Raw genomic sequence first — 22012 nt, 5'->3', positions numbered from 1 at the left:
GTACCCGAAAGGCGGCAACACGCGTGGCCCGGATCACACGAAACGGTTGACGAGAGCACTCCGGCTGGTCAATGCTGTCCGGGTGAGAAATCGTTTTCTCATCCGCGAGTCGGACTCGACGAGCGCTCTGCGACCTCAAAACGGAGATGTCATGACCGAAAACCAGTCCGTGCCGTCGGGCCGTCCCAGCCGACGGTCTGTGCTGCAGTTGCTCGGTGCCGGAGCCGTCGTGCCGGCGCTGTCGTCGCTGGCCGCCTGCAGCAGCGGTTCAAGTGGCGGCCCCTCGAACGCAGCGAAGGGCACCGGCGCCGCCGGAGCGAGCAGCGGCCAGCTCACGCTGGTCTACATGGGCGACGCGACCCAGCAGACGGCGTTCAACCAGTTGTTCGCCGCGTTCAACAAGGTTCACCCGGAGATTAAGATCAAGGCAAACGGCATCGCTGCCGGGGACTGGGGCACCTTCGCCAACACGGTGTCCACCCAGATCGCCGGCGGCAAGATCCCGGACATCGTGGACATCGCGACCGAGGGCCAGCAGCTGTTCGCCTCCAAGGGTCTGCTGGAACCGCTCGACGACTACATCAAGAAGGACAAGGCCGTCACCGACCCGTTCTACGCCGGCATCGACCCGCACCTGAAGGAATGGACGGTGAAGTACGGCTCGCCGGACGGCAAGACCTACTACATCCCCGGCGGTTACAACACGATGGTGATGTACTGCAACAACGCCGTCTTCGCCAAGGCCGGTGTCGCCATGCCGAACCCGAACTGGACGTGGGACGAGTTCGAGGCGGCGGCCAAGCAGATCAAAGCCAAGACCGGCGCCTACATGTGCGGTCTCGGCTACGGCTTCCCGTTCGGCGACATCATGCCGTGGCTGCTGACCAACGGCGCCTCGACCATGGACGCGGACTGGAAGAAGGCGACCTTCAACTCGCCCGCGGCCATCGAGTCCGCGACCTTCGTCAGGAACCTGCTCGCGGCGGGGTATTCACCCAAGCCGGGTGGGGCGTTCGACGCCGACTCGGAGTTCAAGAAGGGCAAGCTGGCCATCATCGGTGCCGGCCGCTGGTCCACCCTCGACATGCGCAACCTGAAGATGGTCGACGACGTCACCATCGTCAACTGGCCGACGAAGACCGGCAACGGGTCGCCGGTCGGCTGGGACGGCTGGCCGATCATGAAGGCGTCGAAGAAGAAGGACATGGCCTGGACCTTCCTGAAGTGGATGATGTCCAAGGATGCCGGCGAGTTCTACGCCACCATCGGCGGGACCAACGTGCCTGCGCTGACCGCTGTGGCGGAGAGCAGCGCCTTCACCAACAACGCCCCGAAGGGTTCGACCCTGCTGGCGAAGGCAGTGTCCTACGGCACGCCGATCCCGAGCCCGGCCAAGGGTGCGCAGGTGCAGACCGCCGTGACTACCGCATGGCAGGCCGCGCTGACGGGGACGTCTTCGGTGAAGGCGGCGCTCGACAAGGCGAACGCCCAGATCCAAGCACTGCTGTGACCGCCGCCCCGAGCCTGGTCTCGTCCGGGTCGAGGGCCAACACGGGTGGTCCCGGGCACCGCAGCTGGGTCGGCTATGCGTTCGTCAGCCCGGCGGTGCTGCTCTTCGTCGTGTTCATCCTTGGCCCGTTCGTGGCTGCGATCATCCTGTCGTTCTACAGCTGGGACATGCTGACCCCGTCGAAGTTTCACGGGATCGGCAACTTCACCAAGATGTTCAGCGACCCGACGCTCTACAAGGCGCTGAGCAACACCTTCATCTTCGCGATCGCGTCGGTGGTCACCCACCTGGTCGGTGGCCTGCTCCTCGCCGTCGGGGTGAACCGCATGACGAACAAAGCGCTCTCGTACTTTGTGCGCACCTCGCTGTTCTTCCCGTTCGTGATCTCCTGGGCCGCGGTGGCGCTGCTGTGGAAGTACGTGCTCGACCCGACCTTCGGGATCGTGACGTACTACCTCGGCCAGATCGGCATCAACTCGCCGAACTGGTTCATCGACCCGCACTGGGCGCTGACGGCAATCATCGGCATCGACTGGTGGCACACGGTCGGCTTCACCTTCATCATCATGCTGGCCGGATTGCAAACAGTGCCCACCGAACTCATCGAGGCCGCGCGCTCCGACGGGTGCAACGGCTGGCAGGTGTTCTGGAACGTCACCATCCCGCTGATGTCGCCGACGATCTTCTTCGCCGGCATCATTACCTTCATCGGGGCGTTCCAGATCTTCGATCCGGTGCAGATCATCACGCCCAACGGAGGTCCGAACAATTCGACCCTGACGATCGTGATGTACCTCTATCAGCAAGGTTTCCAGGCGTTCCAGGTCGGCTATGCCTCGGCGGTGTCGCTGCTGGTGTTCGCGATCATGGCCCTGGTGACGGCCCTGCAGTTCTGGCTGGGCCGCAAGTGGGTGCATAGCGCATGAGCGAGCGCAGCGAGCGACCAGAGGGTACGCGCCGAAGGACCAGGAAGCGGATGCGGCCGGGCCGGCTGGTGCTGGGCGTCGTGCTCTTCATCGTCGGCGTGCTGATGCTGGCACCGCTGGTGTGGCTGATCGTGCAGAGCCTCATGCCGGAAGGTGACGCGTTCAGTCTGCCACCGTCGTGGATTCCCAAGCCGTTCAGCCTGGCCAACTTCAAGGGTATCGACGGACTGATCCCGTTCTGGCAGATGGCGCTCAACAGCGTCATCGTGGCGGTTGTCTCGACCGTCGGGTCGATGGCGGTGAGTGTGCTTGCGGCATACGGCTTTTCGCGGTTGCCGTTCCGCGGGCGCGACCGGCTGTTCGCGCTGATGCTGGCAGCACTGATGGTGCCCGGGCAGATGACCGTGATCCCCGTGTTCATCCTGATGCGCAACCTGCACATGATCGACACGCTGCAGGCGTTGTGGCTGCCGGCTCTGATCAACGTGTTCGCGATCTTCTTCTTCCGGCAGTACTTCAACACGATTCCGCGTGAGCTGGACGAGGCGGCGCGCATTGACGGTGCCAGCCACGGCTGGATCCTCTTCCGGATGATCCTGCCGCTCAGCGGACCAGCACTGGCAGCCATGTCGATCCTCAGCTTCGAGGGCTCGTGGAACAACTACTTCGGGCCGCTGATCTTCCTGTCCAGTCACAACAAGATGACCCTGCCGATCGGGCTGGTGACCTTGCAAGCGGGACAAGGCGGTTCGTCGACAGTGGTGTTCGCGGCGATCACCGCGGTGGTGGTGCCGGTGCTGGTCGTCTTCCTGATCTTCCAGCGCGCGTTCGTCGCGAGCATCGCGTCAGCGGGGATCCGCGGATGAGCGCCGTGCCCAAGGAGACCTCCGCCGATCAGCGGCTGCTGCTGCGCCGCACGATGCGTGGCGTGTGGCCGCAGTTGCCGCTGCTGCTGCTCGGCAGTGTCGTGCTGTGCCTTGCGGCGGTCGTGGTCGCGCTGGTGGCTCCCGGCGCAACGCCGGTCTCGGTGCTGCTGCTCGCCGTCCTTGTCGCCCCACCGGCCGTCGCCCTGGGCGCGGTCACCAATTCTGTGCTGCGGTATGACGATGCGTCGTTTGCGGTATGGCGGCGCGGCTGGCGGGTCGGCATCCGGCGGGGGATCGCGTGCGCCATACCCCAGGCGGTGGCCGGTGCGCTCTTCGTGGTCGCGATCGAGGTATGGCGGCGCACCGGACAGCCCGCGCTGCTGGTGTCGGTGGCAGTGTGCGGTGCGGTGACACTGGCGCTGATCCCGTTCACCGCTGCGATGGTGCAAGTGCTCACCGTGCTGCCCGAACTCACGCTGCGCGACCAGTGGCGGGTCGCGGCCGGCTGGGTGGTGCGCTGGCCGGTGCGCTTCCTCGCGGCACCGATCCTGTTGCTGCTGGGCGTGTGGCTGGCGACACAGCTCAGCGTGTCGCTCCTGCTGCTGGTGCCGGCACCGGTGGCGTTCGTCAGCGCCGCCGCATTGTGGACCAGCGCGGTCGAATCCGGCCGCTGCCTCATGGAAAGGGACCCAGCATGACCTTCGACCTCGCCCGGCTGCGCGACGTGCAGACCTGGTCGATCTCGCCGGAGAACTTCGACGGACGCAAGGGCGGTGGTGCCCGCGCGACCGAAGGCACGGGAGCCGACTGCGCCGCGGATCTCGGTGTCGGCTGGAAGGTTTCGCCGAGCGTGGACATACCCGCCGGCGAGACGTTCGACCTCGCCGCAATCGACACGGCTGCGACGATCACGCACATCTGGTGCACCACCCACCGCGACAACTGGCGCACGCTGATCCTGCGTGCCTACTGGGACGGCGCCGACGAGCCTGCGGTCGAGGTCCCGCTGGGCGACTTCTTCGCCAACGGCTGGGGCCGCTTCGCGCAGGTGTCGTCCAGCATGATCGCCGCCAACCCGAACGGCGGGTTCAACAGCTACTGGCCGATGCCGTTCGCGCGGTCGGCGCGGATCACGATCGAGAACCGCGCCCCGCAGGCGGCGACCGTCTACTACCAGATCACCTACGAAACCGGTCGTGATCAAGGCGGCTCCGGCTATCTGCACGCGCACTTCCGCCGCTCGAACCCGTTGCAGCGCAAGCAGACCCATCCAATCGTCGACGCCGTCGCCGGCCGTGGGCACTATGTCGGCACCTACCTGGCGTGGGGCGTCAACAGCCCCGGCTGGTGGGGGGAGGGCGAGATCAAGTTCTACCTGGACGGCGATCGGGACGACGGCTTCCCGACGATCTGCGGCACCGGCACGGAGGACTACTTCGGCGGCGCCTGGAACTTCGACGTGCCCGGCCGGGGCTACACGGCATACACGACGCCATACCTGGGTATGCCGCAGGTGATCTCGCCGGACGGCCTCTACCACTCCCAGCAGCGCTTCGGGATGTACCGCTGGCACGTCCCGGACCCGATTCACTTCGCACGGGACCTCACGGTCGACATCCAGGCCCTCGGCTGGCGGCCCAACCACCGCTACCGGTCGCTCACCGACGACATCGCATCGACCGCGCTGTTCTACCTCGACAGCCCGAACGGCCAGGCGCCGCAGCTGCCTTCAGTGGAGGACCTGGAGATCGTCGGCCAGCCCATGGAGGCCCTGCGATGAGATCCCGCCTCCTCGGCATCGCGGGCGGCGTCGTGGTTGCGCTGGTGTCGTGCACGGCCTGCGTGGGAGCCTCGGCGCCCGCGCACCGGCAGACCAGCAGCGCCGGGGCGCCGCTGCGGCTGGAGGTCGCGGACGCGCCGACGGTGCGTGCCGGCGCGGACGGCGACCTGTGGCCCAACTGCTGGGCGTCGGACGGCGCCCTCTACGCGGCGTACGGCGACGGGAAGGGCTTCGGCGGCGCACCGTCGGACATCGGAGTCACCCGCATCACCGGCACACCGGAGACGGGGCTGCACGGCACCAACCTCGCGCAGGGAAACGAGCTGGGCCAGGTCTGGTCCGGCGCCGGATACACCCGCAAACCCACGGGTATGGCGTGCGTCGGCAACCGGAAGTACCTCGCCATCGAGGACCTGGCCCCCGACTTCAACAAGGCGCCCGCCTCGACCATCGCCTCGTCCACCGACGGTGTCCACTGGAAGTGGGACACCACGAAGCCGATGTTCTCCGGTGGCGTCTTCACCACGGTGATGTTCCTCGACTACGGCAAAGCCGACCGGGAGGCGCCCGGCGACTACGTCTACGCCTACGGCCTGGACGGCAACTGGCGTGACTCCTACTCCCACGTCGTGCCCGACCCGACCCAGCTCTTCCTCGCGCGGGTGCCCCGCAACGCAGTGCAGGACAGGGCGAAATGGGAGTTCTACCAAGGAAGTTCGCGGGGTAAGCCGGTCTGGGGCTCCGCGATCGCCGACAAGAGACCGGTGCTGACCGACACCCGGCGCAGCCCGCAGGGCAACTCGGTCATCAGCCAGGGCGGCATCGTCTACGTGCCGGCGCTGCGGACCTACGTCTACACGTCCTGGAGCGAGAACACCTTCGAGTTCTACGCCGCCCCGCAGCCGTGGGGCCCCTGGCGGCATACGAACTCCGTTGATTTCGGCGCCTATCCGTGGACGACAGCGAAGTTCGGCGGCTACGGGTTGTCGCTTCCGTCCAAGTTCATCGCGCCGAACGGCCGCACCGCCTGGCTGCAGTCGAACGTGTGCCCGTGCGCTCCGGCGGGTATGTCGGACTATGACTTCTCGTTGCGCACCGTGCGACTCGTCGGCAGCGTGCGCTGATGCAGGTCACGCAGTGGCCGGTCGGTCGCACCTTCCGCGGCGCACAGCGACAACGGATCGCCATGCCCGTCGGAGGCATCGGCACCGGCACCATCAGCCTCGGCGGACGTGGACAGTTGCGAGACTGGGAGTTGTTCAACCGGCCCGCGAAGGGGCACAACCCGGGCGCGTTCCTGACGCTGCGAACCCGTCAGGGTGAGACCGTCGTGCAGCGCGCCCTCGAATCCGATCTGCTGCCAGGCGAATTGGACGGGTCGCTGGGTAGCTCGGCGCAGCTCGGTGGGCTGCCCCGGTTTGCGGAGGGGACGTTCCTCGCGGCATACCCCTTCGGGCGAGTCGAGCTCACCGATCCGGGCGTGCCGCTGGTGGCGACCGTGGGTGCGATGAACCCCCTGGTGCCCGGCGACGCGGACGCGAGCGGGATGCCGCTGGCGCTGCTGCGCGTCGCCCTGCACAACCAGGGCAGCGAGCCGGTCGAGGCGGCCCTCTGCCTCAGCATGCCTAACGTCATCGGCTGGACGCCGGGCGGGAACGTGCCCGCAGGGGGCAGCTTCACGCGCGAATCGCTCGACGGCGCAACGATGCTCGTCGGCCAGAAGCCGCAGGTGCCGGACGATTCGGAAGGCTGGGGCACCCTCGCCCTGGCGACGGTCGGGCGTCCGGCGTCCAGCCTGCGCACCAATTGGGCGCAGCGCTCGTGGGGTGACTCGCTGCTGGATTTCTGGGACGACCTCGCCGCGGACGGGCAACTCGACGAACCGCCGGACCCGGCCCGAGCGCCGACCGCGTCACTGGTCCAGGACGTCGTCGTGGCGCCCGGGGAGACGGCCGAGCTGGCGTTCGCGGTCGCCTGGCACTTCCCGAACCGCCGCGCCTGGTCGCACGCCTTCGCGCCGCCGCCGCGCTTCGGCTACGGCGACCAGCTGGTCGGCAACCACTATGCGACGCGGTATGCCGACGCCGGTGACGTGCTGCGGCAGGAACTGCCGGCGCTCGCCGACAAGGAAGGCCGCACCGCCGAATTCGTCCGGCTGCTGCTGGATTCGGACCTGCCCGCACGAGTGAGCGACGCCGCGCTGTCCACGCTCGCGGTGCTGAAGTCAACGACCTGCTTCCGGATCGCGGACGGCACGTTCCTGGCCTGGGAAGGCAGCAACGACGACCACGGCAGCTGCCACGGCAGCTGCACCCACGTGTGGAACTACCAGTACGCGCTGGAAGCCATCTGGCCTGATCTCGCCTGGACGATGCGTGCGGTCGAACTCGTGCACAGCCTCGACGACCGGGGCATGATGAGCTTCCGCGCCGGGCTGCCGCTGGCCACGGAGGGCACCGGCTGGCGGGTGGCGGCCGCCGACGGCCAGATGGGTGCCCTCGTGCGGCTGCACCGTACGTGGCAGCTGACGGGCGACGACGAGTTGCTGCGCCGGCTGTGGCCAGGAGCTCGTGCTGCGATGGAGTTCGCCTGGATCCCGAACGGCTGGGATGCCGACCAGGACGGCGTGATGGAGGGCTGCCAGCACAACACCATGGATGTGGAGTACTACGGACCGAACGGCGTCGGACAGTCCTGGTATCTCGCGGCCCTCGGTGCCATGGCGGAGCTGGCGGACGTGGTGGGAGATGACGAATTCGCCTCTCGATGCGGGAGTTTGCGTGATGCCGGTGCCACAGCAACGGACGGCCGGCTCTTCAACGGCGAGTTCTACGAGCAGCACGTCATACCGCCCGGGGACTCGTCGCACATTGCGGACGGCCTGCGGATCCGGCACACCGGCGACAACCCGGATATGGGCTCGGACGACCTGGTCGACCCCGATCTGCAGCTCGGCCCCGGACTGGCCGCCGACCAGCTCGCCGGCGTCGCGATGGCCACCGCGGGGGAGGTCGGCCACGGCCTGGCGGCGGCGAACGTTCGACGCGCGCTGCGCTCGATCTGGGAACACAACCACCGCGGCGACTTCACCGGGCACTTCAACCACCTGCGCACCTTCGCCGCGGGCCACGAGGGTGGCGTGCTCAACTGCACCTACCCGCGCGGCGGGCGTCCGGTGCGGCCGTCCCCGTATTGCAATGAGGTGTGGACCGGGATCGAATACACCGCTGCGATCGGGCTCGCGCAGTGCGGCGAGCACGACCTCGCGGCGCAGATCGTGCGTGACGTCCGGGCCCGGTATGACGGCACCGGTCGCAACCCGTTCAACGAGGTCGAGTGCGGCAACCACTATGTGCGCTCGATGGCGGCCTTCGGCCTGGTCTCGGCGTGGCCGCGCGCGACCGTGGACGTGGCACGCGCGCGGATCGTCACCGATCGGGTGCCGGGCACCTGGCCGATCGTCGCCGGCCGGCACCTCGGGACGTTGACGATCACGGACACCGGGGCGAGTTACGCACCACTGCACGGGCCTGCTCTGACGGTCGTGGTCCGGGAGGAGCAGGCATGACACGGGTCTACCTCGGTGTCGACGTCGGCACGTCGAGTAGCAAAGGCGTTCTCGTCGACCCGACCGGTGCCGTGGTCGCGCAGGCGACCCGCGAGCACCGCGTGAGCCGGCCGGCGCCGGGCCAGGTCGAGATGAGTGGCGACGTGTGGTGGGACGAATTCTGCTCGCTCGCAATGGAGTTGACAACTCGGCCGGACATGGAGGTCGTGGCTGTCGGAGTCAGCGGGATGGGTCCGTGCGTGCTGCTCGTCGATGCCGACGACCGTCCGGTGCGGCCGGCCATCCTCTACGGCGTCGACACGCGATCGCAGGAGCAGCAGGACCAGTGCACCGCCCGCTACGGCGCCGACCAGATCTTGCGCCGGTGTGGATCGGCGATGTCCAGTCAGGCGGCCGGCCCCAAGATCGCCTGGGTCGCGCAGCACGAGCCCGATCGCTACGCCCGGGCGAAGCGGCTCTTCATGCCCGCCTCCTGGCTGTCGCACAAACTGACCGGCAGCTATGTCCTGGACCACCATTCGGCGAGCCAGTGCACCCCGATGTATGACGTGCAGGCACACGAGTGGCTGCAGCCCTGGGCGGCGCAGCTCGCTCCCGGGATCGAGCTGCCCGCACTGCGCTGGTCCGACAAGACGGCTGGTTCGATCACCGCGGCAGCCGCTGCGGAAACCGGCCTGCCGCAAGGGATTCCGGTGACGGTCGGGACCATCGACGCATGGTCGGAGGCGATCAGCGTCAACGCTCATTCCGAGGGTGACCTGATGCTGATGTATGGCACCACGATGTTCCTGATCAACACGGTGCGCAACCCGGTGCGCGTGCCGTCGTTGTGGGGCCCGGTCGGTGCGTTCCGGGACACCTACAGCCTCGCCGGAGGTATGGCGACCTCTGGCGCGATCACCGCCTGGTTGCAGGACCTCTGCGGCGGCACCGACTATGCGATCCTCACGGCGGAGGCGGAGCAGACCCCGGCCGGGGCGGACGGGCTGCTCATGCTGCCCTACTTCGCGGGGGAGCGGACCCCGATCATGGACCCGTCGGCACGAGGGGTGCTCGCCGGGCTCACGCTGTCGCACGGGCGCGGTCACCTCTACCGGGCTGCGCTGGAGGCGACCGCATTCGGCGTGCGGCACAACATCGAGACGATGATCGACGCCGGCGCTTCGGTGCGACGGGTCGTCGCCGTCGGCGGCGGGGTGAGCGGGCAGTTGTGGCCGCAGATCGTCACTGACGTCACCGGTGTCGAGCAGGTGATCCCGGAGCGGACGATCGGCGCGTCATACGGCGCGGCATACCTCGCGGCCCGGCAGGTCGACGACGTGGCGATTGCCGGCTGGAACCCCCCACAGCGGGTATGCCGCCCCCAGCCTTCGCTCACGCAGCTCTACGACGACCGCTACCGGATGTACCGGCAGCTCTACACGAGCACGCGAGACCTCGTCCACGAGCTCGCCGCGGCCCAGACGAAGACCACTCAGGCATAAGGAGATTCGAATGACGATGTATGAGATGCCGACACTCCGGCAGGACGCGGTCGCCGCAGACCGGGAAGTCTGGACGGTCGCCAGCGGTGACTTGCGGCCGGCGGCGAACGAGACCTGCTGGCCGGTGCAGGCGCAGCTCGAGGGCGACCTGCGTGCAGCGGTGGAGGCGCTCGGCTGGTCGGTGCACCGGGGACACCCGTACGACGAGGCGAAGAAGCACGGCTTCATCGACAGCCAGCGCGCCGGCATCGAGATCTTCAAGAACATCCCGCCGGACGCGCCGCTGATCGTCGCCGAGGGTGTGTGGCAATACAGCCACCACGTGCTCGCCGGCCTGCGCGACCACCGCGGCCCGATCCTGGTCGTCGCCAACTGGAACGGCCAATTCCCAGGATTGGTAGGCCTGTTGGGACTCACCGCGAGTATGACGAAGGCTGGCATCACGCACTCGGCGCTGTGGAGCAAGGACTTCACCGACGAGTGGGCGATCGACGGGCTGCGGACCTGGCTGGAGACCGGGACACTGACGCACGACCTCAGCCACGTGCACGACCTCGGCGAGCAGCCGGGCAGCCCGGAGAAGGAGCTCGGCATCGGGCTCGCGCGACAGTTGCGGATGGACAAGGCGATCGCCGGGGTCTTCGACGAGGGCTGCATGGGGATGTACAACGGCATCTTCGACGACGAGTTGCTCAACCCGCTCGGCATCTACAAGGAGCGCCTGTCGCAGAGCGCGCTCGTGGCCGAGATGCGCCGGGTGTCCGACGAGGAGGCCGAGGCGGTGCACCAATGGCTGCTCGACCGCGGCATGACCTTCCATCTCGGCACCGATGAGGCGACCGAGCTGACGAAGGCGCAGCTGATCAGCCAGTACAAGATGTACATCGCCGCGTTGCGGATGTCCGATGACTTCGGACTGGACGTCGTCGGGATCCAGTATCAGCAGGGCTTGAAGGACATGGTGCCGGCAAGTGACCTGGCCGAGGGCCTGCTGAACAACGTGGAGCGCCCCCCGGCATACAGTCGCGACGGCTCCCGGGAGCTGTATGCCGGCAAGGCACTGCCGCACTTCAACGAGGTCGACTGGGGTGTCGCGGTGGATTCGCTTGCCACCAACCGGATCTGGACCGCGATGGGCTTCGACCCGGCGACGACGCTGCACGACGTCCGCTGGGGCGAGGAGTATGACGGGCAGTTCGTGTGGGTGCTGGAGATCTCCGGGTCGGTGCCGGCGTCGCACCACGGCGGCTACGACAAGTCCTACTCGATGCGTCAGACGCCAATGTTCTTCCCGCTCGGCGGTGGCACCCTGAGCGGCGTCTCCCGGCCCGGGGAGGTCGTCTGGTCCCGCGTCTTCATCATGGACGGCGTGCTGCACGCCGACCTCGGCAGGCTGACGGCCGTCGAACTGCCCGCCGAGGAGACCCAGCGCCGGCTGGACGCGACCAACCGGGAGTGGCCGATCATGCACGCGGTGCTCCACGGTGTCTCGCGCGACCAGTTCATGGCCCGGCACAAGGCCAACCACCTGTGTGTCGCCTACGCGCCGGACGCCGGCGCCGCGGATCGCGCGGTGGCCGCGAAGGCGGCGATGTTCGCCGAGCTCGGGATCCAGGTGCACCTGATCGGGGACGCCACGGTCTGATCGCCTATCGCCTATCACCGGTGGTCCGGCATGTTCGTATGCCGGACCACCGGCGTCCGCTCCGTGAGCACAATGCGACACTGCAGAGCGTGAAGGCGCTGCTGCTGGAGAGCATCCACCCGTTGGCCGAGTCGATCCTGCGCGAGGCAGGATTCGAGGTCGAGACCCGTTCCGGGGCACTCGACGAACCGGAGCTGATCACCGCGCTGCAGGGAGTCGACCTGGTCGGGCTGCGGTCCAAGACCGAGATCACGCCCGCCGTGCTGGACCAGACCCGGCTGACCGCGATCGGCGCGTTCTGCATCGGCACCAACCAGATCGCGCTCGCCGACGCGGCAGCCCGCGGCATCGCCACCTTCAACGCGCCGTTCTCCAACACCCGCAGCGTGGTCGAGCTCGCGATCGGCGAGATCATCGCCATGGCCCGGCGGCTCACCGAGAAGGACAGCTCGCTACACCGTGGCGTCTGGGACAAGAACGCCAAGGGGGCGCACGAGATCCGCGGCCGCAAGCTCGGGATCGTCGGCTACGGCAACATCGGCTCGCAGCTGTCGGTGGTCGCCGAGATGCTCGGCCTGCAGGTCTTCTTCTACGACACCGACGACAAGCTCGCGCTCGGCAACGCGCAGCGCTGCGACAGCCTGGACGAACTGCTGGAGACGGCAGAGGTCATCACGCTGCACGTTGACGGCCGCCCCGGCAACGGCGGTTTCTTCGGCGCCGAGCAGTTCGCCCGCATGCGCCCGCGCTCGCTCTTCCTCAACCTGTCCCGCGGCTTCGTGGTCGATTACGAAGCACTGCGCGACAGCCTCGTCTCCGGGCACATCGCCGGCGCCGCGGTCGACGTCTTCCCGACCGAGCCCAAGAAGCGGGGCGACGCCTTCGAGTCACCGCTGCAAGGCATCCCCAACGTCATCCTGACCCCGCACGTCGGCGGCTCCACCGAGGAGGCGCAGGAGGACATCGGGCGGTTCGTCGCCAGCAAGCTGCGCGACTACATCGGCCGCGGCACGACAACGCTGAGCGTCAACCTGCCGTCCCTGACCCTGGAGGAGCGCCCCGGCGGCCGGCGCATCACCCACCTGCACCGCAACACCCCCGGCGTGCTGGCGAAGGTCAACAGCATCCTGGCCGAGCACGGCGTCAACATCGAGGGGCAGCTGCTCAACACCCGCGGCGACAACGGCTACGTGGTCACAGACGTCGCGCAGCTGCCGGAGGACGCCGTCACCGCGCTGCGGCAGATGCCGGAGACCATCCGGCTACGTCTGATCTAAAGTCCCGCGATTCGGTCGGCGATCTCGCCGATCACCGCATGCGAGGTGGCCAGCGTCAGGCGCAGCAATCCCGGTGTGCCACACGCGGTTCCGTCGGTGCCGAGCACGCCGGTGCGTTGCGCCACCTCGGCCGGCTCGATCCCGGCGGGCCGCAGGTCGAGCAGGTGGATGTAGGTCGCGGCCGGTGGCGTGTAGCCGATGGCGGGCGCCTGCGCCATACGGGCAGCGAACAGGTCCCGGCCACGCTGCAGGTAATCGATCGACGCATCCAGGTGGGCCACGCCCGCGTCGCTGTATGCCGCGGTGGCCGCGACCGCGCCCAGCGGGGACGTGCCGTGCCGGCTGACGAACGGCGTGGCGTCCCAGCGCTGCCGGTGCTCGGCCGAGGTCAGGATCAGTTGCGCGCAGGTCAGGCCGGGCAGGTTCCAGCCCTTGGACGCGGACACGGCCGTGACCGTATGGGCCGCCGTGCGTTCGTCGAGCGCGGCATACGGCACGTGCTGTGCGCCGGAATAGACCAGAGGAGAATGGATTTCGTCGGAGAACACCGTCGCGCCGGTGCGTTCGACGACGGCGGCGACGGCGAGCAGTTCCTCGCGCGTGGCGACCTGGCCGGTCGGGTTGTGCGGGTTGATCAGCACGAGCAGGCCGCCACCTGCCAGTGCCGTCTCGAGGCGGGCCGGGTCGAGGACGAAGCGCCCGTCGATCAGGTCCATCGGCACGGTCCGCAGCTCGTGCCCCAGTGCGCCGGGCAGCTCCAGGAAGGGCATGTATGCCGGGGTCGGCAGCACCACCGGCGTGGCCGCGCCGACCAGGTGGCTCAGCGTGAAACTGAACGCGCCGAGCACGTCCGGGAGCAACTGCACCTGGCCGGGCTCGACCGCCCAGCCGAATCGCTGCTGCTGGAACGCCGCACACGCCGCGCCCGTGGCGGCGGCCACCGGGGCCGGCAGGTAGCCGGTGAGCCCGTCGGCCACGGCCGCGTGCAGCGCCTCGGTCACCGCCGGAGCAAGCGGCAGGTCGGACTCGGCGATGAACGCGCCCAGCTGGTCGCCGCTCGTCGCCGACCACTTGACCGACCCGCGGGCCCGCAGGCGCTCGATCGTGACCTGCCCCATCAGCTGCTCGATGTCCACGGCGCCCAGGTTATGCGTCACGCATCCGGGAGGTCGACGTAGGGCACGGCGTAGTCGCCGAGCACCTGGATCCGGTGGTCCTCGGAGCCGTCCCACTCGATCCGGAGCCCACGCTCGGTGAACACCCGGGCGATGTGTTCGCCGATGCGGGTGGCGCCGTCGCCGGTCTCGTTGAAGACGCCGAAGCCGACATACAGCCGCTGCTCGAAGATCATTCGTTCGACGTCGGCGATGGTGCTGAAACAATATCCGTCGACCGAGTGCCCTTCCGCCACCAGCGTATTCGCGGCATTCGACACTGCGGTCAATGCCTGCTGGACGTCGGCGCCCTCCCCGAAGCCGAAGACGACGCCCTCCGCGGTCAGCTGCTCCAGCCCGGTGATTAGCCCCAGCGCGGTCTGGCTGGGGAAGGGGACCTGGCGGTTGTGGTCCTGGATCAGCCAGTCCACGACCTCCGGCACGGACTCTGGCGTGATGTCCGCCTGGCGCAGGGCGTCGTCGCGGGCCAGCTCCCAGCGCAGGTCCGCCTCGAGTTGCTCCCGGCTGTCGGTGCCGATGCAGATCCGGGTCATCAGCCGGCCCAGCGCGGTGTCCGGGTCGGGCACGAACTCGCCGGTGAAGTTGACGTCGGTAGGCTGGGTATCTGCTGCCACGGAGTTATCGTGCCAAATCACGCACGGAGCCGAGCAATTCTGTTTCCGCGGTTGCCGGCCGATCGCCGCAAGTCATCCCGTACTCTGGATGGTCGATCCTGGTTCTCCCGCCCCCGCACAACCGGAGTTGTCTGACGCCGTGGCTCTTGCCGACATCACCCGAGATGACGTATTCGCCGCACTCCACGAGTGGCAGTCCCAGGGACGGGAGGCATTCCTCGCGGCATACGGTTTCGAGGCGGACCCCGAGCACGTCCTGCACGCCGACGGGACGGTCTATGACGCCACCGCCATCGCGGCCGCCGCGCACGGTTTCGCCCGCGCCGACTTCGGCCCGCTGACCCCCGTCTCCATGCCGCCCGCCGACGAGATCGGCGGGCATCTCGCCGGGCTCGGCTTCGAGATCAAGCGGTCCCAGCGCACGAGCGGCCCGAGCCCGGTCCGGCAGCGCGACCTGCGTCGCTGGAAGGCGACCTACGAGCTGATCAAGGTCGCCGCGAACAATGACGCGGCCGCGCAAACCCTGTGGCACCAAGTGGATTCGCTACGTGACGTCCGAGTTTCCGAGGCGCGCGAGTTGCTGCGTGCGCTCGCGGTGGGCCGTGACCTGCACGCGTTCGTCGAGGGATTCGCGGTCTGGTCGCGCCGGCCTGGGCCGTTCGCGCAGCACGCGTCCAGCCTGCCGACCTGGCTCGGCCAGTTGCGCAACACGGCAGACGGCTACGAGCGCGACCTGGCCGACCTGCTGGTCGAGACGACTCAGACACCGCGCGACGACGACGAAGCCGCCCTGCGGATCCGGGCCCTGGAGGAATACACCGAGGGCAAACTGGACGCCAGCCGGGTGCCGACGGCACTGTCGGTCTTCTGGTCGACCGACGAGAGTCAGGGCTGGCCGATCCTGTGGCCGGGCGGGTCCGACCCGTTCCAGACGCTTGGCTGGATGGGCCGGCATCTGAGCCACTCCGAGCGCTATGTCGCGTTCGCAGAGTTGTGCCGCAGTTTCGAGCCGGACGACCCACGGCTGGCCGAGCGGCTGGTCGGCTACCTCGGCGCCAAGCGGTCGTTCATCGGCCTCGGCACCACCCTGCCGGACATCTGCGAAGAAGCCGCCGAACTCATCGCTGCCTACAAGCCGGGCCTGGGTTACGCCGACGCCGACGCGGAGGCGCGCGCGGCGAGCCTCGCGCTGCAGCTGCGGGGTGCGGCGACGCTGACCGTCCGCGCGCTGGTGGGGCCGCTGCAGCACGCGACCGGGATGCGCCTGCACGAGACCAACCTGCAGACGCGCACCGGACAGTCCAAGGACGCGCCATACCGCGTCGACGCGCACGCGACCTGGGCGCTCCCCGGTGGCACCGGCGCTCCCGGCTTCCGGCTGTGGGTCACCCGGTCGGGGGTCTCCGTCGGGCTGCACTCCGGCTGGGACGGCCCTGGCTCCGGCGCGCGGCACGAGGAGATCGGCACCTTCGTCCAGCAGCACCTGCCCGAAGGGCTGCGCTTCTTCCACCTGCGCCCGACCAGCAGCCCCGACCGGGTCGAACCGGTGGAGCGCGAATACCCGGGCGGGGAGGTGTATGTCGGTCGCTGGTGGCCGCACCCCGAGGCCCTCGGCCGCGCGGACTTCGCCGACGAGATCGTCGACACCGTCCGCCGGCTCGGCCCGCTGGTCGAGGTCATGTCCGGCAAGGAACCGACGCCGACCGGGCCGGTCGACCTCGACCTGCTGGCGCAACTGGAGCGGTTCATCGCCGAGCGGCCCTACCCGGGCGGCCGGGATGCCTGGCACCAGGAGCAACGGCGGGCGATGGCGCAGGCGCTCGAACCAGCCGGGCTCGACGCCTTCGATCTCGCGGCGTTCCGGCGGCTGCTGAGCGGCCGGGCGTACGGTCACCCGGGCGCGCACTCGGTGCTGCAGGCCGGCCTTGCCACAATGGACGCGGCTGGGCTGGACTCCTTCGCCCGTGCCCTCAAGGAGCTGCTCTGGGGCGACGGCGACGACGTCGCCCGCATCGAGCACATCCTCGGCGACGGTATGCCGGTGCCCGGTCTCGGCGAAGCCGTCGTGATGAAGCTGATGGCCGTCGTACATCCGGGCCGCTACCTGCCGATCCATTCGCTGGGCGGAGCCGACGGCAAGATCGCCGTGGCACGCGCGGTCGGGGTCGAACTGCCGAAGATCGACACGCCCAACCGGGCCCGGCTGCACGTGGTCATCAACGACCGGCTGCGCGCCCGTCTGGAGCCGCTGCTGCCTGGAGACCCTTGGGGCCAGGTGCAATTCGCGCTCTGGCTGCTGCACAAGGGGGAGTCGGTCGCCGACCCCGAGCGGGACCTGATCGCTGAGGCAGCCAGTGAACTGCTGGTCGACGAAGACTTCCTGCGCGAAGTCCACGGCCTGCTGGAGGACAAGAAGCAGGTCATCTTCTACGGCCCGCCCGGCACCGGCAAGACCTACCTCGCACAGCGGCTCGCGGCGGCGCTGCAGCCGGACTCGACCAAGCGGCAGGTTGTCCAGTTCCACCCCTCGACGTCCTACGAGGACTTCTTCGAGGGCTTCCGGCCGCGGCTGGACGCCGACGGGCAGATGGTCTACGAGTTGCGCAAGGGCCCGCTGGCGATGCTCGCCGAAGCGGCCGAGACCGACCCGACGACACCGCACATCATGCTGATCGACGAGATCAACCGCGCCAATCTGCCGCGGGTCTTCGGGGAACTGCTCTACCTGCTCGAATACCGCTCGCAGTCGGTGATGACGTCATACCGGCCGGACGAGGGTTTCGAGCTGCCGCCCAACCTCTACTTCATCGGCACGATGAACACCGCCGACCGGTCGATCGCACTGGTCGACGCCGCACTGCGCCGCCGCTTCCACTTCGTGCCGTTCATGCCGCACGAAGGCCCGATGGAGGGCCTGCTGCGCCGGTGGCTGGAGGCCCACGACGGCCCGGTGTGGGTCGCCGGCATCGTCGACCTGGTCAACGACGAGCTGCGCCGCGCGCTGCGCGGCCCGCACCTGCAGATCGGGCACAGCCACTTCATGGTCGACGGGCTGACCGATGCAGCGCTCGGCCGGATCTGGACCTACAGCATCTATCCCTTCATTGAGGACCAGTTCTACGGCCGCGAGGACGTGCTGCGCACGTTCACCTGGCAGAGCGTCCTCGAGCGGCACGGACCCAAGGCGCGCGCGGCTGCAGGCGACGAGCCGCCACCCGCCGCGACAGCTGTATGACGCCGCGATGACCGCCATACAGCTGCGGGAGCACAGTGAGAGCGCGCCGCTCCGGCTGCCGGCAGCCGCCCGGTCCGCGCTGCTCGAAGCGGCCGCCGACAAGATCACCGTCGTCGCCACGGCCGACCCGCAGAAGGTGATCCTGCGCACCGGGTCCTGGGTCGGTGCGCTCGTCGTGCCGGGCTGCACAATCCGGGTCGAGCCGCGCGCCCCGATGGAGAACCTCTTCACGATGTTCTCCGCGGGCCTGCCGCCGGACGTGTGGGGCGGCGGCACCGTGGGCTGGGATGGCGACAGCGAACTGGTCGACGGCGTGGCCGCCTTCCTGGTGCGCGCGATCGATGCCGCGACGCGCCGCGGCCTGCTACACGGTTACGTCACGATCGAAGAAGACACCAGCGTCATCCGCGGACGGCTGCTGGTCGACCAGATCGCGATCCGGCCGTGGAACGCCGCGACGCCGCCCTGCCGGTATGACGAGTTCACGCCCGACATCGAGGAGAACCGGCTGCTGTTGTGCGCGGTCCGGCAGGTGCTCAGCTGGCCCAACCTGCCGCCGCTGGTACGTCGCGACGGCCTGCGCCTAGTGCAGCGCTTCGAGGGCGTGCGTGCGACCAGCCCCGACGAGCATCGTGCGGAACTACCGATCACCCGGCTCAACGAGCACTACGCTCCGGCCCTGGAGCTGGCACGAAAAGCCTTGGACGGCATCACGATCCGCCATCTCGACGGCGATGAGACCGCGCACGCCTTCATGGTCGACCTGGACGACCTGTTCCGGCGCTGGATCACCGTCGAGCTGGCGAGCCGGCTCTGGCCGGAAGTCAGCCTGGAGGAGCGTCCGCAGTATGCGCTCGACGTTCAGGAGCAATGGCACTTCACACCCGACCTGCTGCTGCGCCGCGATCAGCGGCCGGTGCTCGTTGGCAACGTCACGTATCACCTGGCCGGTGGTCGGCACGACGGGTCCGACTTCTACCCGCTGCTGGCCTACGCGTCGGCGCTCGGCCTGGAGGCCGGCCTGCTGATCTATGCGGGCGCCGACGCACCGCCGGCGCCCGAGGTGGTCGTGCGCAGCATCGGGACCCGGTTGCTGTGCGTGCCGTTGCGGCTCAATGTTCCGGCCGCCCGCCTGGCGGGATCACTGGACACGCTCGCCGAATTGGTGCGAGTCGTGTCCTATCCGCGGCCCGTCGCGGTCCGCTGACCCGATCCGGGCATCGCTGTCGGCATACTGGATCCGTGCTCGCCAAACTCGTCCTGGTGCTCGCGGTCATCATCGTCGGCTCCTTTCTCTGGTATTTCATGAAGTCCAAGGTCTCCGGAGCCCACCAGCAGGTCCGAGACCGGGCGATCGAGGGCAACTTCGGTCGCGCGATCGCGGCCAAACCTGCGACCAAGCACCTGGCGATGATGGGACGCACCCTGACCCTCGGCGCCGACCCGCAGCGGGCGGGGGAACTCATCACGCATGTCGCGTCGTCAGACGACCGGGTCACCGACATTCACCCCGAGCAGGGCGCCGTCGTCATTCAGATCGACGGTTCCTACCCGCGCATCCGGGCGCTGCTGCTGCCGGACCGGACGGTCGTCGGAGTGGAGGCGATGACCTGGGAGATGGGGTTCCCGCAGGGGGCTGCCGTCTGGGACCGGATCGCGACGGCGATCAGCCAGGCGGCAACCCACCAGGGGATCCCTGTCGGCGAGGGCGCGCGTGAGTTCGTCAAGGGCGAAAACGCCTCCGGCAGGCCGGAGATCTGGATTGTGCGCGTAGCCTGAGCCGGCGGCTTCGTGGCACCGGCGGCCCGCCGGTGACGTCCATCGAGAAAGGTACGACCCGACATGTCCACCACTTTGCGCAGGATCACCTTCAGTGTCGTGCCGGTCGTGCTCGCCGTCGGCGCTGTCGCGGGCTGCAGCAACGGCGCGCCGGGAGTCGCGGCTCCGCCGGCCTCCAGCACCCACCCGTCGGCGACCAGCACGCAAAGTAGTGTGCCGACCGTTGCGTCCACACCCTCGACCAGCAGCGGGGTTCCCACTGTCGCGACGGCGCCGGCGACGTCCGGAGGCGGCGACTCGCGCACGATGTGCACCGACCCCAACGGTTTCGGGACGCCTGCGGCGGTCGCACCGAGCACCAAGAAGGCGGCCTGGGGTAAGCCGCTGGCCTTCACGCAGGCGTATGGCGGCACGGCGCGGGTGACGCCTGCGAGTCCGGTCGCCAAGAAGCCGCCGGCGAACGACCTGCTCGGCCCGCCGGCCGGCCAGCAGTACCTACTGATCAAGGTGACGGCGACCTACCAGTCGGGAAACACCGTCATCTTGGGCAGCACCGACTTCACGCTGCGTGATGCGAAAGGCAATGTGTGCGACTCCGACAGCTTGAGCGGCGCGGTGCCGACGCAAGAGCAGTTCAACATCGCGAGCCTGAGCGGCACCTCGAAGACCTACACCGGGACGCTCGTGTTCGATGTGCCGATCGGCCAGGACTACACCAAGTACACGCTGCTGTACCTGAACGGCATGACCACCGGAGCCCACGCACAGATTGCCTGGACGAAGTGACTACGTGGAGCGTATGACGCTCAGCCCGGCGGATCTGGAGCGCCGCAGCCGACTGCGCCGGATGCGGCTCATCGCGACGTCGCTGCTGGCGATCGCGGCGGTCATCTTCGTGGTGACGCACGGGCACGGCGGCCTGTGGGGGTATGTCAACGCGGCGGCCGAGGCGGCGATGGTCGGCGCGGTCGCCGACTGGTTCGCGGTCACGGCGCTGTTCCGGCATCCGCTCGGGCTGAAGGTGCCGCACACGGCGATCATCCCGGAGCGCAAAGACAGCATCGGGCACAGTCTCGAGGATTTCGTCACCGACAACTTCCTCACCGCGGAGAACGTGCAGCAGCGGCTGGCCACCGCCCAGGTGCCGATGCGCGTGGGGCGGTGGCTCTCCGAGCCGGAGAACGCCGACCGGGTGGTGACGCAGTCGGCTCCCGCGCTGGCGAAGGGGATTGAGTCGATCAGTGACGCCGAGGTCGGGGATTTCCTGCGCCGGGTGATGCTGCCGCGGCTGGCCAAGGAGCCGGTCTCGCCGATGCTCGGCCACTTGCTGGAGGGCATCGTGGAGGACGGCTCGCACCGGCAGGTCGTCGACCTGGTCGTGCGCGAGTTGCACGGCTGGGTGCGCGACAACGAGCAGGCGGTCACCTCGATCCTCGGCGCGCGTGCACCGTGGTGGTCGCCGAAGTGGCTGGACGATACGGTGACTGCCCGGCTGCACGTCGAGTTGGTGCGCTGGCTGGCCGACGTGCGCGATAACCCGGACCACGACATGCGCAAAGCGGTCGACAATCTGCTCGCCAAGCTCGCCGACAACCTGCAGAACGACCCGGCGACGATGCAGCGCACCGAGGAACTCAAGATCCGGGTGCTGTCCCATCCGTCGGTGGCGACCTCGCTGGTGGGCATGTGGCAATCGCTCAAACGTGTGGTCGTGGAGTCCCTGGATGATCCGGAGAGCGAGCTGCGCGCGCGAATCTCGCGTGGGCTCAGCGATTTCGGCTCTCGGATCGTGGCCGACGACGAGCTGCGGGCGAGCATGGATCGGCGACTCGGGGAGGTGGCAGGTCACGTGGTGACGACATACGGGAGGGAGATCTCGACGGTCATCTCCCAGACGATCGAGCGCTGGGACGGCGACGAGGCGTCCAAGCGCATCGAACTGCACGTCGGCCGCGACCTGCAGTTCATCCGGATCAACGGCACCGTCGTCGGCGGTCTGGTCGGGCTGATAATCCATACGCTCGCCCAGTTCCTCTGACGCGTCGGGCCGCGGGACGGCGGTCGCGCTGTGTCGAGACGGGCTACCTGCGCAGGGTCACGGCATGTGGTCTCGCGGTCGTAAGCGCGGACCTGGCCTGAGTCGTGCCGATTGA

The 22012-nt window shown here is 68.5% G+C and carries 17 protein-coding genes; 15 read left to right on the top strand and 2 right to left on the bottom strand.

Annotated features, from left to right (window positions below; translation table 11 throughout):
- Positions 1 to 151: 151 nt before the first annotated feature.
- From EFY87_RS15190 to serA, 10 genes are all read left to right on the top strand, one after another.
- Complete coding sequence (locus tag EFY87_RS15190; RefSeq protein ID WP_123272333.1) at positions 152 to 1510, top strand: ABC transporter substrate-binding protein; 1359 nt, start codon at positions 152 to 154, stop codon at positions 1508 to 1510.
- On the top strand, positions 1507 to 2436 hold the full coding sequence (locus tag EFY87_RS15185; RefSeq protein ID WP_220093655.1) for a carbohydrate ABC transporter permease: 930 nt from the start codon (positions 1507 to 1509) through the stop codon (positions 2434 to 2436). Before EFY87_RS15190 ends, EFY87_RS15185 begins: the two co-directional genes overlap by 4 nt.
- Positions 2433 to 3302 (top strand): carbohydrate ABC transporter permease, encoded by an 870-nt coding sequence (locus tag EFY87_RS15180; RefSeq protein ID WP_123272331.1) that lies wholly within the window; start codon positions 2433 to 2435, stop codon positions 3300 to 3302. Before EFY87_RS15185 ends, EFY87_RS15180 begins: the two co-directional genes overlap by 4 nt.
- On the top strand, positions 3299 to 4000 hold the full coding sequence (locus EFY87_RS15175) for a hypothetical protein (protein ID WP_123272330.1): 702 nt from the start codon (positions 3299 to 3301) through the stop codon (positions 3998 to 4000). The genes EFY87_RS15180 and EFY87_RS15175 overlap by 4 nt, the downstream gene beginning before the upstream one ends.
- Positions 3997 to 5082, top strand: a complete 1086-nt coding sequence (locus EFY87_RS15170; RefSeq protein ID WP_123272329.1) for a glycoside hydrolase family 172 protein — start codon at positions 3997 to 3999, stop codon at positions 5080 to 5082. Before EFY87_RS15175 ends, EFY87_RS15170 begins: the two co-directional genes overlap by 4 nt.
- Positions 5079 to 6206 (top strand): DUF4185 domain-containing protein, encoded by a 1128-nt coding sequence (locus EFY87_RS15165; protein ID WP_123272328.1) that lies wholly within the window; start codon positions 5079 to 5081, stop codon positions 6204 to 6206. The genes EFY87_RS15170 and EFY87_RS15165 overlap by 4 nt, the downstream gene beginning before the upstream one ends.
- Complete coding sequence (locus EFY87_RS15160) at positions 6206 to 8650, top strand: GH116 family glycosyl-hydrolase (RefSeq protein WP_123272327.1); 2445 nt, start codon at positions 6206 to 6208, stop codon at positions 8648 to 8650. The genes EFY87_RS15165 and EFY87_RS15160 overlap by 1 nt, the downstream gene beginning before the upstream one ends.
- A complete protein-coding gene (locus tag EFY87_RS15155) occupies positions 8647 to 10134 on the top strand; it encodes an FGGY-family carbohydrate kinase (protein WP_123272326.1) in 1488 nt (495 codons plus the stop codon). Before EFY87_RS15160 ends, EFY87_RS15155 begins: the two co-directional genes overlap by 4 nt.
- Before the next feature lie 10 nt (positions 10135 to 10144).
- Entirely contained in the window at positions 10145 to 11779 is a 1635-nt protein-coding gene (locus EFY87_RS15150; protein ID WP_123272325.1) for a fucose isomerase, read from the top strand.
- An 89-nt stretch (positions 11780 to 11868) separates the two neighbouring features.
- The gene (gene serA / locus EFY87_RS15145) at positions 11869 to 13056 is read left to right on the top strand and encodes a phosphoglycerate dehydrogenase (protein WP_123272389.1); all 1188 of its coding nucleotides are present in this window, start codon (positions 11869 to 11871) and stop codon (positions 13054 to 13056) included.
- Here serA and EFY87_RS15140 read toward each other — a convergent pair.
- Entirely contained in the window at positions 13053 to 14192 is a 1140-nt protein-coding gene (locus EFY87_RS15140) for a MalY/PatB family protein (RefSeq protein ID WP_245988673.1), read from the bottom strand. The genes serA and EFY87_RS15140 overlap by 4 nt on opposite strands.
- A gap of 17 nt (positions 14193 to 14209) precedes the next feature.
- Positions 14210 to 14845, bottom strand: coding sequence for a DUF6891 domain-containing protein (locus EFY87_RS15135; protein ID WP_123272324.1), 636 nt, complete (start codon positions 14843 to 14845; stop codon positions 14210 to 14212).
- A 139-nt stretch (positions 14846 to 14984) separates the two neighbouring features.
- Between EFY87_RS15135 and EFY87_RS20700 the strand changes: the two genes are divergently transcribed.
- The 5 genes from EFY87_RS20700 (at position 14985) to EFY87_RS15110 (ending at position 21897) form a co-directional block, all read left to right on the top strand.
- Entirely contained in the window at positions 14985 to 18080 is a 3096-nt protein-coding gene (locus EFY87_RS20700; protein WP_220093654.1) for an AAA family ATPase, read from the top strand.
- Between the two features lie 7 nt (positions 18081 to 18087).
- Complete coding sequence (locus tag EFY87_RS15125; protein ID WP_158607663.1) at positions 18088 to 19287, top strand: McrC family protein; 1200 nt, start codon at positions 18088 to 18090, stop codon at positions 19285 to 19287.
- A 35-nt stretch (positions 19288 to 19322) separates the two neighbouring features.
- Complete coding sequence (locus EFY87_RS15120; RefSeq protein WP_123272322.1) at positions 19323 to 19859, top strand: hypothetical protein; 537 nt, start codon at positions 19323 to 19325, stop codon at positions 19857 to 19859.
- 63 nt (positions 19860 to 19922) lie between these two features.
- Complete coding sequence (locus EFY87_RS15115) at positions 19923 to 20645, top strand: DUF4352 domain-containing protein (protein ID WP_123272321.1); 723 nt, start codon at positions 19923 to 19925, stop codon at positions 20643 to 20645.
- Positions 20646 to 20658: 13 nt separating this feature from the next.
- The gene (locus tag EFY87_RS15110; protein WP_245988672.1) at positions 20659 to 21897 is read left to right on the top strand and encodes a DUF445 domain-containing protein; all 1239 of its coding nucleotides are present in this window, start codon (positions 20659 to 20661) and stop codon (positions 21895 to 21897) included.
- Positions 21898 to 22012 lie beyond the last annotated feature (115 nt).

Source organism: Flexivirga caeni, from assembly GCF_003724155.1.
In the GTDB taxonomy this organism is placed as follows: Bacteria; Actinomycetota; Actinomycetes; order Actinomycetales; family Dermatophilaceae; genus Flexivirga; species Flexivirga caeni.
This window is presented reverse-complemented; position numbering and strand designations above follow the sequence as displayed.

Excerpts from the sequence above, each read along its gene's own strand:
- EFY87_RS15190 (WP_123272333.1), top strand. The coding sequence starts at position 152 with ATGACCGAAAACCAGTCCGTGCCGTCGGGCCGTCCCAGCCGACGGTCT.
- EFY87_RS15180 (WP_123272331.1), top strand. The coding sequence starts at position 2,433 with ATGAGCGAGCGCAGCGAGCGACCAGAGGGTACGCGCCGAAGGACCAGG.
- EFY87_RS15175 (WP_123272330.1), top strand. The coding sequence starts at position 3,299 with ATGAGCGCCGTGCCCAAGGAGACCTCCGCCGATCAGCGGCTGCTGCTG.
- EFY87_RS15170 (WP_123272329.1), top strand. The coding sequence starts at position 3,997 with ATGACCTTCGACCTCGCCCGGCTGCGCGACGTGCAGACCTGGTCGATC.
- EFY87_RS15165 (WP_123272328.1), top strand. The coding sequence starts at position 5,079 with ATGAGATCCCGCCTCCTCGGCATCGCGGGCGGCGTCGTGGTTGCGCTG.
- EFY87_RS15160 (WP_123272327.1), top strand. The coding sequence starts at position 6,206 with ATGCAGGTCACGCAGTGGCCGGTCGGTCGCACCTTCCGCGGCGCACAG.
- EFY87_RS15155 (WP_123272326.1), top strand. The coding sequence starts at position 8,647 with ATGACACGGGTCTACCTCGGTGTCGACGTCGGCACGTCGAGTAGCAAA.
- EFY87_RS15150 (WP_123272325.1), top strand. The coding sequence starts at position 10,145 with ATGACGATGTATGAGATGCCGACACTCCGGCAGGACGCGGTCGCCGCA.
- EFY87_RS15125 (WP_158607663.1), top strand. The coding sequence starts at position 18,088 with ATGACCGCCATACAGCTGCGGGAGCACAGTGAGAGCGCGCCGCTCCGG.
- EFY87_RS15115 (WP_123272321.1), top strand. The coding sequence starts at position 19,923 with ATGTCCACCACTTTGCGCAGGATCACCTTCAGTGTCGTGCCGGTCGTG.
- EFY87_RS15110 (WP_245988672.1), top strand. The coding sequence starts at position 20,659 with ATGACGCTCAGCCCGGCGGATCTGGAGCGCCGCAGCCGACTGCGCCGG.